Consider the following 16989-nt stretch of genomic DNA (forward strand, 5'->3'; position numbering starts at 1 on the left):
CTACTGCGACGTCGCGAGGAACTGCCAGGTGGCCGTCGCCGATGCCGACTGGGTCATCACGGCGTTCGCGGTCACCTTGAAGCAGAGGTGCGTGGCGGTTCCGGCCGCTCCACCTGTGCCGATCGGCAGGGTGAAGGTGGTGCTGCCGGGCACGGTGCCGAGGGCGGTGGCGGCCGGGATCAGCGCGGTGCCCGTGGTCGCCGCCGTGCAGGTGGCCGTCGTGCCGGTGTCGAGCACCGTGTAGGTGAAGTTGCTCAGCGCGCCGGTGTTGGCTCCGGCCGGCGCCGAGATGGTGACGCTCGCGGGGGCGGTGCTCGGGGCGGTGAGGCGCACCGCGAACGGGGCCGCCGACACGTCGCCCGGGGTCATGCCCGCCGTGTACACGGTGAACGGCAGCGTCGCCGCGGTACCGAGGGTGGCGTGGTCGCTGAAGGTCGTGCCGTCGGTGCTGCCGACCATGTCGAAGGCGCCGGTGGTGAACGTGCCGGTCGCGAACTCCGAGTCGTTCCACGCCGCCAGGGTCATCGCGGCGCCGACGCCGAGGACGAGGCCGCCGGCGAGCAGGGCTTTCACCCGTCGTCCGCGCGAGCCGCGCGGGATGGCCGGCGCGGGCGCCGGGGCAGAGGTCGTAGCGGTGCTGAGCGTCATGGGATCCCCCTAGTAATGGCCCCCGTGCTGGACGTCACGGCGGTCGCTCCAGACAAGTTATCCGCGGGCCCCGCGGCGGGTAACCGGGAGGGATACTGAAAAACTACCCACGCACTACGGATGTCGAGGCCCGCGGCGACCGCGCGGTGGAAACGGAGCGCCCGCAAACGACGTAGGCTGGATACCCTGATTTCGAGGGGTGTGGACGTGGCTTCAGCCGATCTGACAAGCGAGCGCGAGTACGTAGCGGCCCTCTATGCGAGGCTCGACGAACTGCGCGACGACGCGAAAAACCAGCTCGAGACTGTGCGTCGCACCAACCAGGGCGGCACCCATCAGAACCGGTCGGAGCGCGACGCCTTCGCCCGCATCTACGAGGACCGGGTGAGCCAGCTCACCGAGATCGACGAGCGCCTGGCGTTCGGCCGCCTCGACCTCGTGCCCGTCGACGACGAGCCGACGCTGCGCTACATCGGCCGCATCGGCCTGCGCGACGAGAATCTCCAGCCGATCCTCCTCGACTGGCGGGTGCCCCAGGCCCGCGCCTTCTACCAGGCCACCGCCGCGACCCCGCTCGGCGCCCGCGCCCGCCGCCACATCACCAGCAAGGGCCGCGAGGTCGTGCGCGTCGACGACGAGATCTTCGACCAGTCGATGCTCGAGGGCGACACCAGCAACCTGCAGGGCGAGGCGGCGCTGCTCGCCACCCTGACCGCGCAGCGCACCGGCCGCATGGGCGACATCGTCGCGACCATCCAGGCCGAGCAGGACCGCATCATCCGCTCCGAGCTGCGCGGCGTGCTGGTCGTGCAGGGCGGTCCGGGAACCGGCAAGACCGCGGTGGCCCTGCACCGGGCCGCGTACCTGCTCTATTCCTACCGCGACCGGCTCGCGACATCCGGTGTTCTCATCGTCGGCCCCAGCCGGTCGTTCCTGCAGTACATCGAGGCGGTGCTGCCGTCCCTCGGCGAGACCGGGGTGGTGCTGTCGAGCGTCGGCCAGCTGTACCCGGGGGTCGACACCGCCATCGACGATGCCGAGGATGTCGCCGTCGTGAAGGGCTCCATCGAGATGGCCGCGCTGCTGGCGCGCGCCGTCAAGTCGCGCCAGGTCGTACCGCGCGAGCAGCAGACGCTCGAGATCAACGGCGAGTACCTCACGGTGGAGCCGCAGCTGATCCAGAACGCGATGCACCGCGCGTGGGAGACCCGCAAGCCCCACAACGTCGCCCGTGCCACCTTCAACAAGGCGGCGATCAAGGCGCTCAGCGTGCAGCTCGCCGCCCAGCTGCGCGACCACGGCAACACGATCGAGGACAGCGACCAGGCCTGGCTGCGCGAGGACATCCGCACCGCCGAGGACGTGAAGGTCGCACTGAACACCGCGTGGATCCCGCTCACACCGCAGAAGCTGCTGCAGGACATCTACGCTCGCCCGCAGTGGCTCGCCACCCTCACCCCCGGCTGGACCGACGCCCAGCGCGCGCTGCTGCGCCGCGACCGCGACGCGCCGTTCACGGTGAGCGACGTGCCGCTGCTCGACGAGGCCGCCGAGCTGCTCGGCGCCGTCAGCGGCGGGGGAGACGCGGAGAAGCGCGAGCGCAAACAGCAGCGCAAGCGCGATATCGAGAACGCCGAGCAGGCGATCCGCAACATGGGCGTCGAGGGCGTCGTGCACGCCGAAGACCTCGCCGACGGCTTCGAGGCCGCGGTGGAGCGCGGGTCGACGGCCGACCTCGCGGCATCCGACCGCACCTGGGCGTACGGGCACATCGTCGTCGACGAGGCGCAGGAGCTCTCTCCCATGCAGTGGCGGGTGCTGATCCGGCGCAACCCGCAGAAGTCGTTCACGATCGTCGGCGACGTCGCGCAGGCGAGCGCCGCCGCCGCGTCGTCGAGCTGGGCCGACGCCCTCCAGCCGCTCATCGGCGACGACTGGCGTCTCGAAGAACTCACCGTCAACTACCGCACGCCGGCCCAGATCGCCGAGACGGCCGAGTCGATGGCCATCGCCCACGGGTTGTCGATCACCCGCTCGCGCTCGGTGCGGTCGAGCGAATGGCCGGTGGCCGTGGTGCAGACCACCGACACCCTGGCGGCGGTGGAGGACACCGTCGCGGCCGACCGCGCGATCGACTCGCTCGGCACGATCGCGGTCATCGCGAGCGAGTCGCGCGTCGCCGCGATCACCGAACGCCTGAGCGCCCGGTTCGGCGCCGACGTCGGCCGGGGCGCGGCCGGTCTCTCCCGGGCCGTCGCCGTGCTCACGCCGCAGGAGTCGAAGGGGCTCGAGTTCGACGCCGCGATCGTCGTCGAGCCGCAGACGGTGATCGACGAGATCGCCCGTGGCGCGGCCGCCCTGTACGTCGCGATGACCCGGCCCACGCAGCGGTTGCACCTCGTGACCAGCACCCCGTTGCCGGCCGGAATCGACCTCCCGGCCTGATCTGCGGCCGCGGCATCCGGCTTTCATTCCGTAACAGTTTTTCATTTATTCACCTCCGATCTGGGGGTAGTGCGCGTCCGCGAAGCACGGGAGAGTAGAAAAAGACGGATGACGGTGGCGGGGCCGCTCGCTCGCGGATGAGGACGAACATGACTGAGGGCGACGTGTCCGCGCGCGAGCAGGAGACCATCTCCGCCCGCCGCGCCGTCGGAGCGCCCCGCGGGTCCCTCGCCGACAACGTGCCGGGCCAATGGGCGATCGTCGAACTGTTCCGCGCGCAAGACGTGGCGGCCGAGAGATCGCGTTTCGCCCGGCTCTTCGGCATGAGCCCGCTGACCACCGAGTCGAAGCCCTGGTACGACGCCGCCGTGAGCGAGATCGCCGTCGGTACGGAGCTCGGGCGGCTGAGCGAAGACTGGGTCGTGCTGCACGCCCTGCCGCTCGGTACGGGCGCCACCATCGACCACCTCGTCGCGGGTCCGGGCGGCGTCTTCATCATCAACACCCGCCACCACCCGGGGCAGACGGTGTGGGCCTCCCAGCGCGCCTTCCTGGTCGCGGGGATCCGGCACCCGTACATCCGCAACATGGAGTACGAGATGGGGCGGTCCGAGCGGCTGCTCAGCGCGGCCGTGGCGAAGCGCGGGCATCCCGTGCCCGTCGAGGTCGCGGGCATCCTCGCCGTCGTCGCGGCGAAGAACATCACGGTGCGCGAGAAGCACCGCGACGTCACCGTGCTGCCCACGACCGCCGTCGTCAGCTGGCTGACGAACCGCGAGACCGTCCTGTCGCCCGCCGACGTGGTCGAGATCGGGCGCGCTGCGCAGCTCTGGAGCACCTGGAACCCCGGGGGCCAGGTGGGCGCCGACGTGACGGGCGGCATCGCGCTGCCGCAGACCGTCGCCGGCGACCGGGAGGCCCTGGGCGAACGGTTCCTCGCCCTGCGCGCCGAGGTGCGGTCGGCCTGGCGGCTGCAGGTGCTCTGGGCGACCGTCACCACCCTGATCGGGGCGGGCGGCTTCGTGCTGATCACCTACTCGATCCTGGTGAACGCTCTGGCGTCGCTCGCCACCCGTTAGCCCGCCGCTGCCCTGACCCGACGCTCACCGCCGGGCGATAGGCTCGGCAGATGTCCCGCGCGGTGAAGTACAACGAATTCGGTCCGGCCTCCGTCCTGCGGGTGGAGAACCTCGACGCCCCGAAGCCCAAGGCCGGCAAGGTGCGCATCGCGGTCAAAGCCGCGGGGATCAATCCCTCCGACTCGAAGACGCGCGAGGGCGTGATGCACGGCCCGAGCTTCACCTTCCCGGCCGGAACGGGCCGTGAGCTCGCCGGGATCGTCGAGTCCGTCGGCGAGGGTGTCGGCGAGCTGTCCGTCGGCGACGAGGTCTTCGGGCTCGTCGCGAGCGGTGCCGTCGCCGACCTCGCCGTGACCAATCCCGCGAACCTCGCCCGCAAACCGGCCGGCCTCGACTGGGCGACCGCGGGCGCCCTCTCGCTCGCCGGGCAGACCGCCTTCAACGCGGTGCGGTCGCAGAGCATCACCGCGTCCGATGTCGTGCTCGTGAGCGCGGCGACCGGCGGGGTCGGCGTCATCGCCGCCCAGCTCGCCCGCCTCGCCGGTGCGACCGTCATCGGCACGGCCAGCGAGGCGAACCATGAATTCCTCGAGAGCCTCGGCGTGATCCCCGTCTCCTACGCGGATGCCGCGGGCACGACCCTCGCGGACCGGGTCAGGTCCGTCGCCCCGGGGCCGGTCACCGTCGTACTCGACCAGCACGGTCGTGACACCATCCAGGCCGGGTTCGACCTCGGGGTAGCGCCCGGACGCATCAACACGATCGCCGCCGACGCCGCGGACTACGGCGTCGAGGGGGTCGGCCGGGGCCCCATCGACACCGCGACGCTCGCCACCCTCGCCGGTCTCGTCGTGGACGGCTCGCTCGTCGTGCCGATCGCGGCGACGTTCCCGATCGAGGAGACCCGGGCCGCGTTCGAGCTGCTCGACGGCGGGCACGTGCGCGGAAAGGTCGTCATCGTCTTCTAGCGCGGCTTCAGCTCGCCCAGCGCGGCCAGCCGGTCGGGCAGCAGCGAGACGGCCGCGACCAGCAGCTTGTAGCGCAGCGTCGGGATCGAGACCGCGCGGCCGCGGGCGACGTCGCGCAGCGCCAGCCGCACCAGCGTGGGGGCGTCGAGCCACATAAACCGGGGCACGGCGGTCGTCTGCACCGCCATCCGGTCGTGGAATTCGGTGCGGACGAACCCGGGAGCGACCGCCGTCACCGTGATGCCGACGGGCCGGTAGTGCAGGTTCGCCCACCGGCTGAAACTCAGAACCCAGGCCTTCGCCGCGCCGTAGCTGCCCCGCGGCGTGAAGCCCGCGACGCTCGCGATGTTGACGATCGTGCCGCTGCGTCGCGGCAGCATCTGTCCGAGGGCCGCGTGGCTGAGCCGCATCGGCACCGTCACGAGCAGGTCGAGCAGCCCCAGTTCGTCGTCGAGGGCCGTCTGTTCGAAGTCGCCGCGCAGGCCGAATCCGGCGTTGTTGACGAGGACGTCGACGGGGTGCTCACGATCGGCGACGCGCTGCTGCACGACGGCGATGCCGTCGGAGCTGGTGAGGTCGGCGGCGATCACGTCGACAATCACGCCGTGGGCGCTGCGGAGTGCGGCCGCCGTCGCCTCGAGCCGGGCGGCGTCGCGGGCGACGAGCACCAGGTCGTTGCCGGCCACGGCCAGTGCCCGGGCGAACTCGGCGCCGATACCGGCCGTGGCCCCCGTGACGAGGGCGAGGGGTCGTCGGGTTCCGGTCATGCGCTAACGCTAGCCGCTGATCGCGCTAGCCTGTTCCCGAGGGGGAGCAATGACGACGACCCAGGGTCACCAATCACAGGCGCGCATCGGACTGGTCGGCGCGGGCTGGCGCGCGGAATACTTTCTGCGCATCGCCCGCGAGCTGCCGGATAGGTTCGAGATCGCGCGCGTCCTCGTCCGCACGGCGGAGTCCGCGGCATCCGTCGCCCGGGCCTGGGACGTGCCGTCGACCACCCACCTCGCCGACTTCCTCGCCGACCGCTACGACTACGTCGTGGTCTCGACCCCGCCCGACGTCGCCCGCGAGTTGATCGAGGCGCTCGTCTCCGCGGGAGTGCCGGTGTTGACCGAGACCCCGCCGGCGGTGGATGTCGCGGCTCTCCGCTCGCTCTGGACCGCCGTGGGCGGCGCGCCGGTGCAGGTCGCCGAGCAGTACCACCTGCAGCCGCACCACGTTGCGCGCCTGGCCGTAGCGCGCTCGGGTCTCGTCGGCGAGGTGTCGAGCGTGCGGGTGTCGACCGCCCACGGGTACCACGGCATGAGCCTCGCCCGTCGAGCCCTCGGTATCGGGTTCGAGCCGGTGAGCGTCTCGGCGAACACCGTGCCCGATCCGACCCTCGCCTTCCGCGGCAGGAACGGCTTCTTCGACACCCTCGAGGAGGTGCCGAACGAGCGCACGATCGCCCTGCTGCGGTTCGACGGGGAGGGACCCCGCACCGCGGTCTTCGACTTCTCCGAGCAGCAGTACTGGTCGCCGGCCCGCTCGCGGCACCTCGGGATCCGCGGCACCCGCGGCGAGATCGACGACGACGACGTGCACTACCTCGCCGGTCCGGCCAACGCGGTGACCGCGCGGCTCACCCGCGAGGCGACCGGCATCGACGGAGACCTCGGCGGCAGCCATCTGGTGCGGATCTCGCTGCACGGCGACATCCAGTACGGCAATCGTTTCGCTCCGGCTCGGTTGAACGACGACGAACTCGCGGTCGCGGAGACGATGCACCTGATGGCGCGGTTCGTCGTGACGGGGGAGCCGTTCTACGGTCTCGCGGAGGCGAGCCACGACCACTACCTGGGGCAGCTCGTGCAGGCGGCGGCGACCAGCGGCACCGTGCTGCACTCGTCGCCGATGCCGTGGCAGGAGGCCGGGCTCTGAGCGTTACGTCGTCGCGACGGTGTTCTTGCGCGGCAGGGTGAGCAGCGTCGAGATGCTGACGATGATCAGCAGTACGGCGCCGAAGGCGAGGAAGGCCGTGACCGCGAGAGTCGGGAGCGTGAAGACCACGATGCCCGCGACTATCGAGACGACGCCGCTGAGGATGGCCAGCCAGCGGGGCGACACCACGCCCTGGATGCCGGCCATCAGGTCGATGATGCCCTCGGCGATCCAGCCGAAGCCGATCACGAAGGCGAGGACCACGAGCGAGCGCTCGGGACTGGCCAGGCAGTAGACGCCGGCGGCCAGCACGAGCGCTCCGAGGATGCCGGTGAGCCAGCGAAGGCCGGTGCCCGCGTCGTGGGAGAGGAACGCCGCGGTGATGCGGAAGATCCCGGACGCGATCAAATAGATGCCGAAGATGATGGCGACCGTGATCAGCGTGGCGCCCGGCCAGATCAGGGCCACGACGCCGAGAACGATGCCGACGACCGCCAAGGCGACGATCTCGCCGCGGTGGACGGTGATGAATCCGGTCGGTCCGATACTGGTGGTCATGCTTGCTCCCTCGTTCGTGACGTGGTCCGTGACATGTCCCGACCATGGTGGCACTCGCGGAGCGTCGGGGGAAGCGGGCGGTCAGTTCTTGCGCAGGCTCTCGACCAGCGACGTGATGCGCGGTGTCGGCTCGAGGCCGAGCACGCTGGCGAGCAGCGCGCGGTAGCGGTCGTAGACGCGCAGCGCCTCTGACTGGTTGCCCTCGGCGAGGTGCACGCGGATGAGGCTCGCGTGCGCGCTCTCCCGCAGCGGTTCGACCTTCATCGCGGCCCGCGCCGCGCCGGCGGCCTCGGCCAGTCTGCCGGCGTCGGTGAGGTACACGGTCTGCGCCTCGAGAGCGCTCATGCGCAGCTGGCGCCAGTCCTCCGCTTCGGCGAGCACCCAGTCGTCGTACCAGTCGGGGAGAAGTTCGAGCGAAAGCAGGGAGACGGCGGCGGGGGAGACGTCGGCGTCGCGCAGTGGCTCGTCGGAGCGGAGTAACCTGTGCGCCAGGGCCTGGCCTTCGCGCAGGTCGACCACGACGGCCTCGGCCAGGCTGAGGCCGGGGGCGGCGGAGAGGATCGCGTCGCGGGTGGCGGCGTCCAGCCGGGAGAGGGCGGAGCGCAGGCTGATTCCGGCCCGTTCGTCGGAGACCTCCGGCCACATGGCGCCGGCCATCGCGATGCGGGCCACCGCGCGGTCGTGCAGGGCGAGGAAGGCCAGGAGTCGCTGCGACCCGACGGCGAGCGACGCGACGCTCGCGCCGCCCACACGCAGGTCGAAGCTTCCGAGAAGGGAGATCTCGATGAGCACACGGTCGGGGCCACTGATCGCCTTGATCGCGTCGGCCCGCATGGCCTCCGGATCGCGCCCGGTCGCCGTGGCGCGCATCGACCCGATGTCGACGGGCGGTGCGACGGTGTCGGGCACCAATACGGCGATGGCAAGGTCGGCGCCCGACAGGTCGGTCTCCGGATCGGCGGCGATCGGATCGGTGATCGCCAGTTCCGTCACCGGCGACGCCGCCCACCCGTCGGCCCACGTGCTCAGCGCGATGATCACGGGTTCGAGGTTGCGTCCGTTGCGGGTGAGCAGGTACTCGAGCTCGTCGTCGGGCTGGACGCCGTCGCGGGGACGGCTGTTCCAGACGACGGGCCGGCTGGTCATCAGCCCGGCCCCGACGAAGTTGTGGAGACGAGCGGCGAGGATGTCGCTCTCGACACCCACTCGCCGCTCGAAGTCGGAGAACCGTGTCACGTCGTGGAAGACCGCTTCGCGCATGATCAGCAGGCTCCACCGTTCGCCCACGGCCTCGAGAGCCCGTGACGGTGTGAAATTCGCGCTCGAGCCGGAACTCTGACGTTCTGGCTCCTCAGCCGCGGCGCGGACAAGGTTCATTAAGGTGACTCCGCTCCCTGCGTATCGCAAGGCTACCTTTATTAGCGAATCCTTGTCACTCACCAGCATCAGTTGCGGCGGCCATAGACTCCGCGTCGCAGAAGTGCTACGAGTGCCATGGCACCGCCGATGGCGATGGTGAGCAGCCCGATCACGGTGGGGAATACCACGTCGATGCCCGTGCTGGCGAGGGTGTCCCGCTCGGCTTCGACCGCGGGGGTCACCGGCGTGACCGGCGTCACGACGTTGGGAGCGACCTGGACGGGAGTGCCGGGGGTCACGACGGGCGTCGTCGGTGTCGCGGGCGTGGTCGGGGTTCCGGGGGTGACCGGTGTCGTCGGGGTGCCGGGGGTGACCGGTGTGACAGGTGCAGTCGGGGTGCCGGGAACGACCGGTGTGCCCGGGGTTCCGGGAGTGACCGGTGTGACCGGTGTGCCCGGGGTTCCGGGGGTGACGGGCGTGGTCGGTGTTCCGGGGGTGACCGGGGTCGTCGGCGTGCCGGGGGTGCCGGGTGTGGTCGGCGGGGTGACGACCGGGGGAGTCGTGGGAGTGGGGGTCGGCGCGGGCACGGTCGGAGTCGGCGTCGGAGTCGGCGTCACTATCTGCGACGGCAGCAGGCGGTTGGTCAGGTTCGTCGAGCAGGTGACGGTGTCGCCTCCGCCGTACGCGCTGCCGTTGCACTGGTTGACCAGGATCGGGATCACCGAGGTCTGCGTGGACGAGCCCACCCGGCAGGTGACGCGGTAGTCGCCGCCGCCGCCGTTGCCCGAGCCGTTGCACTGGGTGATCGTGGCGTTGGTCGCCGACTGGTACAGGTCGCAGTTGAGCGCAGGAGCGACACCGCCGACACCGATGCCGCCGCCGGTACCGGAACCGACGCACTGGTTGACGGTCGCCGGGGCGGCCGACGACGTCGCGCCCACCACCGTGTTCTGGATGTTGACGTTGCAGCGGATCGTGCTGCCGCCCGCGATCGCGTTGCCGTTGCACTGGGTGACCGAGGTGGTCAGGGTGTTGCTCGTGGTGGTGACGGGCGGGGAGCAGAGCGTCGCCGCGGGTGCGCCGATACAGCGGCTGACGGTCACCACCGACAGCTCGGTGTCGGAGTCGAGGTTGAGGGTGTTGACGATGGATACCCGGCACTCGATCTCGGTTGCCGAGGCGTTGTTGCTGTAGACCGGGTCGTTCGCGTTGCACTGCGAGATGGGGGCCGCGGCGTAGGCCGGGGTCGCGGTGGCGAGGGGGCTCAGTGCGAGCGCGGATGCGAAGACCGCGGCGCCCAGGAGCATGAGCGCGGTGCGGGCACGCGTCGTGGTCGGAAGGTGCATCCGCGAACGGATGCCTCGGCCAGGCTGCCCGGTAGTCGTAATCGTCATGCTGATCCCCTCGGTTGTAGCTGCAGCTTGACCCGGGGGTCGTGACCGGCGCGTCACCGGGGCGTTACAGGGGCGAATGCAATTCGGAAAGTGCTGGTCGAGAGGCGAAAAAGATGCGAAAAACTTTTCTGTCAGGTGTCAGCCGCTGATGCAGGTGCCGGACGCGACGGTATCCGTCAGCGTCGGAGCCTGCGCGGCGACGGGTTCGAGTTCCGTCATCGTGAGCGCGTAGCCCACATTCTCGAGCTCGGCGCTCTTCGCGAAGACGACGCCGGCCACCGATCCGCTCTCGGTGAGGAGGGGGCCGCCGGAGTTGCCCTCGCGCACGTCGGCGGCGAGCGTGTAGATCTCGCGGCTGCCGTTCGCCCCGCCATAGATGTCGTCCACGCCGCTCGTGGTGATCGAGAGGACGCGGGCGGGCTCGGTAGTGAACGGTCCGCCGTACGGGTAGCCGTCGACCACGCCGGTCGTCTCGGGGGCGAGCAGCCCGGAGAGAGGCAGCGGCGCGGTCTCCATACCGGCGACCGCGATCACCGCGAGGTCCTTGACCGGGTCGAAGTAGACCACCTGTCCGGCGAGAGCACCGCCGCCGGGTAGCTCGACGATCGGCTCGGTGACGCCGGCCACGACGTGCGCGTTCGTGACGACGCGGTCGGTCGCGACGACGAAGCCGCTGCCCGTCTGGTTCTGCCCGCACTCGTAGGCGTTGCCGGTGATGCGGACCACGGACGCGGCCGCGGCGGTCAGCGCGGGGGTGCCCGTCTCGACGAGGGGGAGTTCGGGCGAGGTGGTGATGCCCCCGAGCGCTTCGGTAATGAGCGGCAGTCCTCCGTCGACGACCGCCGAGCGCAGCTGGGCGAGCAGCGCCTCGACCGGGTCGGGGGTGACGTCGTCGATCGTGCGCAGCACGGTGGACGAACCGATCGCCTGGGACACGACAGGGATGCCGAGAGCGGTCGCGCTGAGCGCGAGGAGAGAGGCGATGAGGGCGGATGCCGCGAGGTTGACCGCCGCGCCGAGGATCCGGTCCACGACCCGCAGGGGCGATTTCTTCAGCGTGGAGCGCGCCGCGCTGCCGATGCGCGTCCCGACCGAGTGGCCGAGCAGCACCAGGGTGATGGCGACGAAGACGGTGGCGACGATGCGCCACATCGGCTCGGGCACGAGAGAGCCGACGAGCGGGACGGCGAAGTAGGCGGCGACCGCGCCGGCGAGGATGCCCGCGATCGACGCGACGCTGTGCAGGATGCCGCGGCGGTAGCCGGCGACGACGTACGCCGCGATCAGGATCACGAGGAGCAGGTCGAGGAGCCAGGACTCGGTCACTCGTCTCCTCGGTATCTCGGCGCTGCCGTTCTGCGCTGCCGTTCTGCGCTGCGGTTATGCGCTGTCGGCCGCGCACCCGGAGGCCACATTACGGTGCGTGGCCGACAATCCGCCGGTGCGTCGGGTGTTCGGGCACTGGCAATTCACGGGCGCCGCCCGGTGCGGTCTCGGCCCCCGCATCGGGTTCGCATAGGAACCGACGGTGTCATTGACCCACGTTGCGGTCCGCCGGCAGCGGCACCGCATCCCATCACGATCGCAGGAGACACCATGGACACCACCCCGAACGACGGCCCCCTCACCCCCGTCTACGTCGTCACCTCCACCGAGCCCGTGGCCGGCGTCCAGGCGGCGCGGAAGAAGCGCCGCACGATGTTCTTCGTCATCGGCGGAGCCACCGCGCTCGCCCTCTGCATGGGCGGGGGCGGAATCGCGCTCGGCGCGAGCATCACCGCGGCGAACAATGCCGACGCGATCGCGGCGAGCGGGACCACCGACACCGTCCTGCCGGGGGCGTACCAGCCGACGTCGCCCTTCGGCGGCGACAGCAACACCTACGGGGGCGGGCAGTCGTACTCCGGCGGCACGGGGACAGACAGCGGCACGGGATCCGGCACCGGAAGCCCCAGCTCGTCGACGGCGACCGAGTCCACGGCCACGGCAGCGACGGTGGACCAGAAGCTCGGCGTCGTCACCATCGTCTCCGACCTGTACTACAGCGAGACCTCCCAGTCCGCGGGAACCGGCATCGTCCTGACCTCGGACGGGCAGATCCTCACGAACAACCACGTCATCGAGGGATCGACCAGCATCGAGGTCACGGTCGAGTCGACCGGCGAGACCTACCAGGCGACGGTCGTGGGGACCGACGCGGTCGACGACGTGGCCGTGCTGCAGCTCGTCGACGCGAGCGGGCTCACCACAGCGACCATCGACGAGGACGCGCTCGCCGTGGCCGACGCGGTGACCTCGGTCGGCAACGCGGAAGGCACCGGCGACCTCGTGGCGGCCGCGGGCACCGTGACCGCGCTCGACCAGGACATCACCGTGGGCAGCGAGTCCACGGGCACCTCGGAAAGCCTGACCGGTCTCATCCAGATCGACGCCGACGTTGTCTCGGGCGACTCGGGCGGCCCGCTCGTCGACGCCGAAGGCGAGGTGACCGGGATCGTCACGGCGGCATCGTCGGGCACCGCGGATATCGTCGGCTACGCCATCCCGATCGACACTGCCCTGTCGATCGCGACGCGGATCCTGTCCGGCGACGAGTCGGGCAACGTCTCGATCGGCGCGCCGGCCTTCCTCGGCGTGCAGCTCGCGACCGAGCAGACGGCCGCCGGCGTGATCCTGGGCGGCGCGATCGAGGGCACGCCCGCGGCATCCGCCGGACTCGTCGCCGGCGACGTCATCACGGCCTTCGACGGTGTCGCCGTCACCACCGTGGACGAGCTCAGCGCCGCCGTCGCCCTGCACGAGGTGGGCGACTCCGCCACCGTCACCTATACGTCCGCCGACGGCACGTCGCAGACCGTGACCGTGACGCTCATGGCCGGTCCCGCCGCCTGATCCACCGCACCACCCGCCGACCGGCCCGACGCCGGCGCCGCCTCAGCGGCGCCGGCGTCTCGTGCGCGAGGATGGGCGTATGGGATCCATGATCGAACTCGCCGACAACCTGACCGCCTACCGCGCCGAACCCGTCGGGGAGGTCCGGGGCGGTCTCGTGCTCATCCACGAGATCTGGGGGCTCGTCGCGCACATCACCGACGTCGCCGACCGATTCGCCGCGGAGGGGTACCTCGTGCTCGCACCCGACATCCTCGGGCCGACGGGGGTGAGCGCCGAGGTCGGCGACGAACTGCAGCGGCTGCTGTTCAACTCCGACGAGAAGACCCGCACCGAGGCCCAGCCGATCCTGCGGGAGAAGCTCGCGCCGTCGAACGCCCCCGAATACGCGGCGTGGGCCGTCGGCGCCCTACGGTCCGCCGTCGACTACCTCGACGCCCAGCCGGGTGTCGACGGACGCATCGCCGTCACCGGTTTCTGCTTCGGCGGCGGGTACAGCTTCGCCCTCGCCGCGGCCGACCCCCGGGTGCGCGCCGCGGTGCCGTTCTACGGATATCCGCCGACCGCCGTCGACACCATCGGCTGCCCCGTGCTCGCCTTCTACGGCGACGAGGACGAGCGGCTGATGACGTCGCTGCCCGCGCTGACCGCGACCATGGCCGATGCCGGCGTGACCTTCACGGCGCAGACCTACGAGGGAGCAGGGCACGCCTTCTTCAACGACACCAACGGCATGACCTACAGGCCGGATGCCGCGGCCGACGCCTTCGCCCGGGCGCTGGCTTTTCTGCGCACGACGCTGTCGCGCGACTGAGGTCGCTGCGGAGGACCGTCGCCGCGCTAGCGAGGCGGGCGTGCCGTCGCAGCGCCGTGTTCGCCGGTCACGGCCGACGGCGTGATCCGCACGAAGACGGGCGCGACGGGAGCGGTCCATTCGTCGAGGGGGAGCCGCTCGGCCAGAGCTATCTCGAACGGGTTGGTGATGATCGCGGCCCTGCCGGTGACGACGACGCTCCAGTTGTCGCCGGGGACCAAGGCGCCCGGAAGCGAGTCGGTCGACACACTGTCGTGGAGCAGAGCCTCGTCGATCTCCACGGTGACGGGGCTGTCGTGCGCGAGACGGAGCAGCGGCCAGTCCGGGGCGGTGCGGAAGACCAGGGAGTCGACGTCCACGACGAAGTTGACGGTGAAGGTGCGCGTGGCCCCCGACGACGACGTGGCCAGCCGGCCGACGCGCGCGTGCCGGAGCAGCTGCCACGACTGCGCGTCGGTGATCGGCGTTATCGGTGAGGTGCTCATTCGAACTCCCGTGCATTGACCCAGCGCTGGCGAAAGCCCGTCGCGCCCCGATCGGAGCCCGCGTGCGCCCGGGCAAAGGGAGGAACTTTCAGGATGAAGTGTAGCTCTTTTGGGGGTCGCGCTACCCCGAACCGGATACGCAGTTTGTCACAGTGTCGTCACCCCGTTCGGGGTCTGCCGTCGCCCGACCGGCAGCCCTATGGTCGGCAGCTATGAGAAGCAATGACTGAGGTCGCGGGCGTGATGCGGCAGCAAGCGATGCCGGCGGTCGTGCCGGAGCCGACGGTGCCCGTGCACAGCGAACTCACCCTGCGCACCCGCATCCCCGCATACTCGGTCATGGACGAGTGCCTGCGCCGGCAGGCCGAGGCGGCTCCGCGCGGTGCGGTCGCCCGGTTCTTCGGCCGTGACCCGCTGCATCCCGACGCGGTCAGCTGGTACCGCGGCACCCTCGGCGAGCTCGAGGTCGCCCGCGTCCTGGCCCGCCTCGACCCCGCCTGGGTCGTCCTCCACGCGGTGCCGGTGGGCTCCAGCGGCGCGGACATCGACCACATCGTGATCGGACCGGGCGGCACGTTCACGATCAACACCAAGAATCACGGCGGTAAGAAGATCTGGGCCAGCGGCAACGGGTTCATGGTCGACGGACAGAAGCAGTCCCACATCCGCAACTCGCTCTTCGAGGCCGAGCGCGCCTCGGACCTGCTCAGCGCCGGCGCCGGATTCCCCGTCGCCGTCACGCCCGTACTGGTCGTCGTCCGGCCGCAGTCGATCGCGAGCACCACGCCCGCCGTCGTCGTGATGGCGTCGACCGACCTGTTCCGCTGGCTCAAACGCCGGCCGCGGATGCAGACCGCGGAGGCGATCCGACAGATCGCCGCCGCCGCCGAGCAGCGTTCGACCTGGTGCACGGGCCAGCCGCGCACGCCGACGACCGAACAGGCGCTCGCCGCGGCCAACGCGCAGCGGTTCGCCGCGCTCCGCGCCGACGTCGACGTCGCCCATGCGCGCCGGCAGGGCTGGTCGCTCGTCGGAGCGTCGCTGTTCCTCGCCGTCGTCGTCGGCGCCGCACTCGCGTTGCTGCCCTTCGTTCCCGCCATCCTCGCCGCCATGATGGCGAGCTGACGACCGACGTCCGTCCGGTGCGCAGCCCCGGAGTCCCCGCCGTGAGCCCCAAACCTGCTAAACTCCCAAGGTTGCCGTCAAACGGCCGCGGATAAAGAGAGCTGGCACATCCTGTGACCGGCACCGCGCAACGAGGGAAAGGGGTCATCTATGCCTTTAGCACCAGATGCCAAGAAAGCAATCATCGACGAGTACGCCACTCACCCAGGTGACACGGGAAGCCCCGAAGTGCAGGTCGCAATGCTGACCGCACGTATTTTGGACCTCACCGAGCACTTGAAAGAGCACAAGCACGACCACCACTCGCGTCGTGGCCTGCTTCTGCTGGTCGGCCAGCGTCGTCGCTTGCTCGGCTACCTCTCCGACGTGAACATCGAGCGTTACCGCTCGCTGATCGCACGTCTCGGACTGCGCCGCTAGTTAGTTCCGATCAGGAGCGAAACAGTTCTTGGTGCGGAAGCCGTCATCCTCCGGGATGGCGGCTTTCGTCTTTAATAGACCATGCCCAGTTTCAGCAAGCGCGATACGGATGCCCCGGCCGGCTTCTTCGAGGCGGAGGCGGCGGGCCTGGCCTGGCTGGCCTCCGCGCCCGGCGGTGCCCGAATCGTCGGGGTCGAGCGCGTCCTCCCGGACGGAATCGATCTCGAGCGCGTCGACGAGGTCGCGCCGACGCCGGCAGCGGCCCAGACGTTCGGTGCCGCCCTCGCTCGCACCCACGCCGCGGGGGCCGCCGCCTTCGGGTCTCCTCCCGACGGCGCCGACGGCCGGCCGTTCGGCGGGCAGCTGTACATCGGCCGGCGGCCGCTGGTGTCGGCGAGGCAGACCGGGTGGGGGCAGTTCTACGCCCGCGACCGCGTGCTGCCGTTCCTCGAGATCGCCGTGCGGGCGGGCACGGTGCGGGCCGGGGAGGAACGCGACATCCGCCGGGCCTGCGCCCGCATCGCCGAGGGCGACTTCGACGACACCGAGCCGCCCGCCCGTCTGCACGGGGATCTCTGGACCGGCAACGTGCTCTGGTCGGCCGACGGCGTCGTACTGATCGACCCCGCCGCACACGGCGGACACCGCGAGACCGACCTCGCGATGCTCGCGCTCTTCGGCTGCCCGTACCTCGACCGGATCGAAGCCGGGTACGAGACGGCGGCCCGAGACGTCGGGATGCCGCTCCGGGACGGGTGGCGCGACCGGGTGCCGGTGCACCAGCTGCACCCGCTCGCCGTGCACGCCGCCGGGCACGGCCGCTCGTACGGCCTCGCCCTCGCGGATGCCGCGGAGCGGACGCTCGAACTGTAGCGATAC

16 protein-coding genes are annotated in these 16989 nt (G+C 70.8%); 9 read left to right on the forward strand and 7 right to left on the reverse strand.

Annotated elements, in window-relative coordinates; genetic code table 11:
- Positions 1 to 648: a SipW-dependent-type signal peptide-containing protein gene (locus tag HD599_RS05470; protein WP_184234379.1), complete on the reverse strand. Its 648-nt coding sequence runs from the start codon at positions 646 to 648 to the stop codon at positions 1 to 3.
- Positions 649 to 855: 207 nt separating this feature from the next.
- Between HD599_RS05470 and HD599_RS05475 the strand changes: the two genes are divergently transcribed.
- The 3 genes from HD599_RS05475 to HD599_RS05485 all read left to right on the forward strand — a co-directional run bounded on the left by HD599_RS05475 (position 856) and on the right by HD599_RS05485 (position 5140).
- On the forward strand, positions 856 to 3093 hold the full coding sequence (locus HD599_RS05475; protein ID WP_184234382.1) for a UvrD-helicase domain-containing protein: 2238 nt from the start codon (positions 856 to 858) through the stop codon (positions 3091 to 3093).
- A gap of 149 nt (positions 3094 to 3242) precedes the next feature.
- The gene (locus tag HD599_RS05480) at positions 3243 to 4172 is read left to right on the forward strand and encodes a nuclease-related domain-containing protein (RefSeq protein ID WP_184234384.1); all 930 of its coding nucleotides are present in this window, start codon (positions 3243 to 3245) and stop codon (positions 4170 to 4172) included.
- A 50-nt stretch (positions 4173 to 4222) separates the two neighbouring features.
- A complete protein-coding gene (locus HD599_RS05485) occupies positions 4223 to 5140 on the forward strand; it encodes an NADP-dependent oxidoreductase (RefSeq protein ID WP_184234386.1) in 918 nt (305 codons plus the stop codon).
- On the opposite strand, the gene HD599_RS05490 is transcribed toward HD599_RS05485, so the two are convergent.
- On the reverse strand, positions 5137 to 5907 hold the full coding sequence (locus tag HD599_RS05490; RefSeq protein ID WP_184234388.1) for an SDR family NAD(P)-dependent oxidoreductase: 771 nt from the start codon (positions 5905 to 5907) through the stop codon (positions 5137 to 5139). The two genes, HD599_RS05485 and HD599_RS05490, sit on opposite strands and share 4 nt — an antisense overlap.
- 49 nt (positions 5908 to 5956) lie before the next feature.
- Between HD599_RS05490 and HD599_RS05495 the strand changes: the two genes are divergently transcribed.
- Positions 5957 to 7063 (forward strand): Gfo/Idh/MocA family protein, encoded by a 1107-nt coding sequence (locus tag HD599_RS05495; RefSeq protein WP_184234390.1) that lies wholly within the window; start codon positions 5957 to 5959, stop codon positions 7061 to 7063.
- Between the two features lie 3 nt (positions 7064 to 7066).
- Here HD599_RS05495 and HD599_RS05500 read toward each other — a convergent pair whose 3' ends face one another.
- The 4 genes from HD599_RS05500 to HD599_RS05525 form a co-directional block, all read right to left on the reverse strand.
- Entirely contained in the window at positions 7067 to 7621 is a 555-nt protein-coding gene (locus HD599_RS05500; RefSeq protein WP_184234392.1) for an HdeD family acid-resistance protein, read from the reverse strand.
- Positions 7622 to 7702: 81 nt separating this feature from the next.
- Complete coding sequence (locus HD599_RS05505) at positions 7703 to 8998, reverse strand: BTAD domain-containing putative transcriptional regulator (protein ID WP_184234395.1); 1296 nt, start codon at positions 8996 to 8998, stop codon at positions 7703 to 7705.
- Positions 8999 to 9066: 68 nt separating this feature from the next.
- The gene (locus HD599_RS17780) at positions 9067 to 10374 is read right to left on the reverse strand and encodes a hypothetical protein (RefSeq protein WP_221420445.1); all 1308 of its coding nucleotides are present in this window, start codon (positions 10372 to 10374) and stop codon (positions 9067 to 9069) included.
- Between the two features lie 138 nt (positions 10375 to 10512).
- On the reverse strand, positions 10513 to 11700 hold the full coding sequence (locus tag HD599_RS05525) for a MarP family serine protease (RefSeq protein WP_184234405.1): 1188 nt from the start codon (positions 11698 to 11700) through the stop codon (positions 10513 to 10515).
- A 270-nt stretch (positions 11701 to 11970) separates the two neighbouring features.
- Between HD599_RS05525 and HD599_RS05530 the strand changes: the two genes are divergently transcribed.
- On the forward strand, positions 11971 to 13266 hold the full coding sequence (locus HD599_RS05530; protein WP_246376097.1) for a S1C family serine protease: 1296 nt from the start codon (positions 11971 to 11973) through the stop codon (positions 13264 to 13266).
- A 79-nt stretch (positions 13267 to 13345) separates the two neighbouring features.
- Positions 13346 to 14080 carry a dienelactone hydrolase family protein gene (locus HD599_RS05535; protein ID WP_184234409.1) on the forward strand — a complete coding sequence of 245 codons (735 nt, stop codon included), beginning with the start codon at positions 13346 to 13348 and terminating at the stop codon, positions 14078 to 14080.
- Between the two features lie 26 nt (positions 14081 to 14106).
- Here the strand turns inward: HD599_RS05535 and HD599_RS05540 are convergent, their stop codons facing one another.
- Positions 14107 to 14565 (reverse strand): pyridoxamine 5'-phosphate oxidase family protein, encoded by a 459-nt coding sequence (locus HD599_RS05540; RefSeq protein WP_184234413.1) that lies wholly within the window; start codon positions 14563 to 14565, stop codon positions 14107 to 14109.
- Between the two features lie 222 nt (positions 14566 to 14787).
- Between HD599_RS05540 and HD599_RS05545 the strand changes: the two genes are divergently transcribed.
- The 3 genes from HD599_RS05545 to HD599_RS05555 all read left to right on the forward strand — a co-directional run bounded on the left by HD599_RS05545 (position 14788) and on the right by HD599_RS05555 (position 16983).
- A complete protein-coding gene (locus HD599_RS05545; protein WP_184234416.1) occupies positions 14788 to 15690 on the forward strand; it encodes a nuclease-related domain-containing protein in 903 nt (300 codons plus the stop codon).
- A gap of 150 nt (positions 15691 to 15840) precedes the next feature.
- Complete coding sequence (rpsO, locus tag HD599_RS05550; protein ID WP_184234419.1) at positions 15841 to 16110, forward strand: 30S ribosomal protein S15; 270 nt, start codon at positions 15841 to 15843, stop codon at positions 16108 to 16110.
- An 81-nt stretch (positions 16111 to 16191) separates the two neighbouring features.
- Entirely contained in the window at positions 16192 to 16983 is a 792-nt protein-coding gene (locus HD599_RS05555) for a fructosamine kinase family protein (protein WP_184234422.1), read from the forward strand.
- Positions 16984 to 16989: the final 6 nt, after the last annotated feature.

The sequence above is a fragment of the Conyzicola lurida genome (assembly GCF_014204935.1).
Classification (GTDB): domain Bacteria; phylum Actinomycetota; class Actinomycetes; order Actinomycetales; family Microbacteriaceae; genus Conyzicola; species Conyzicola lurida.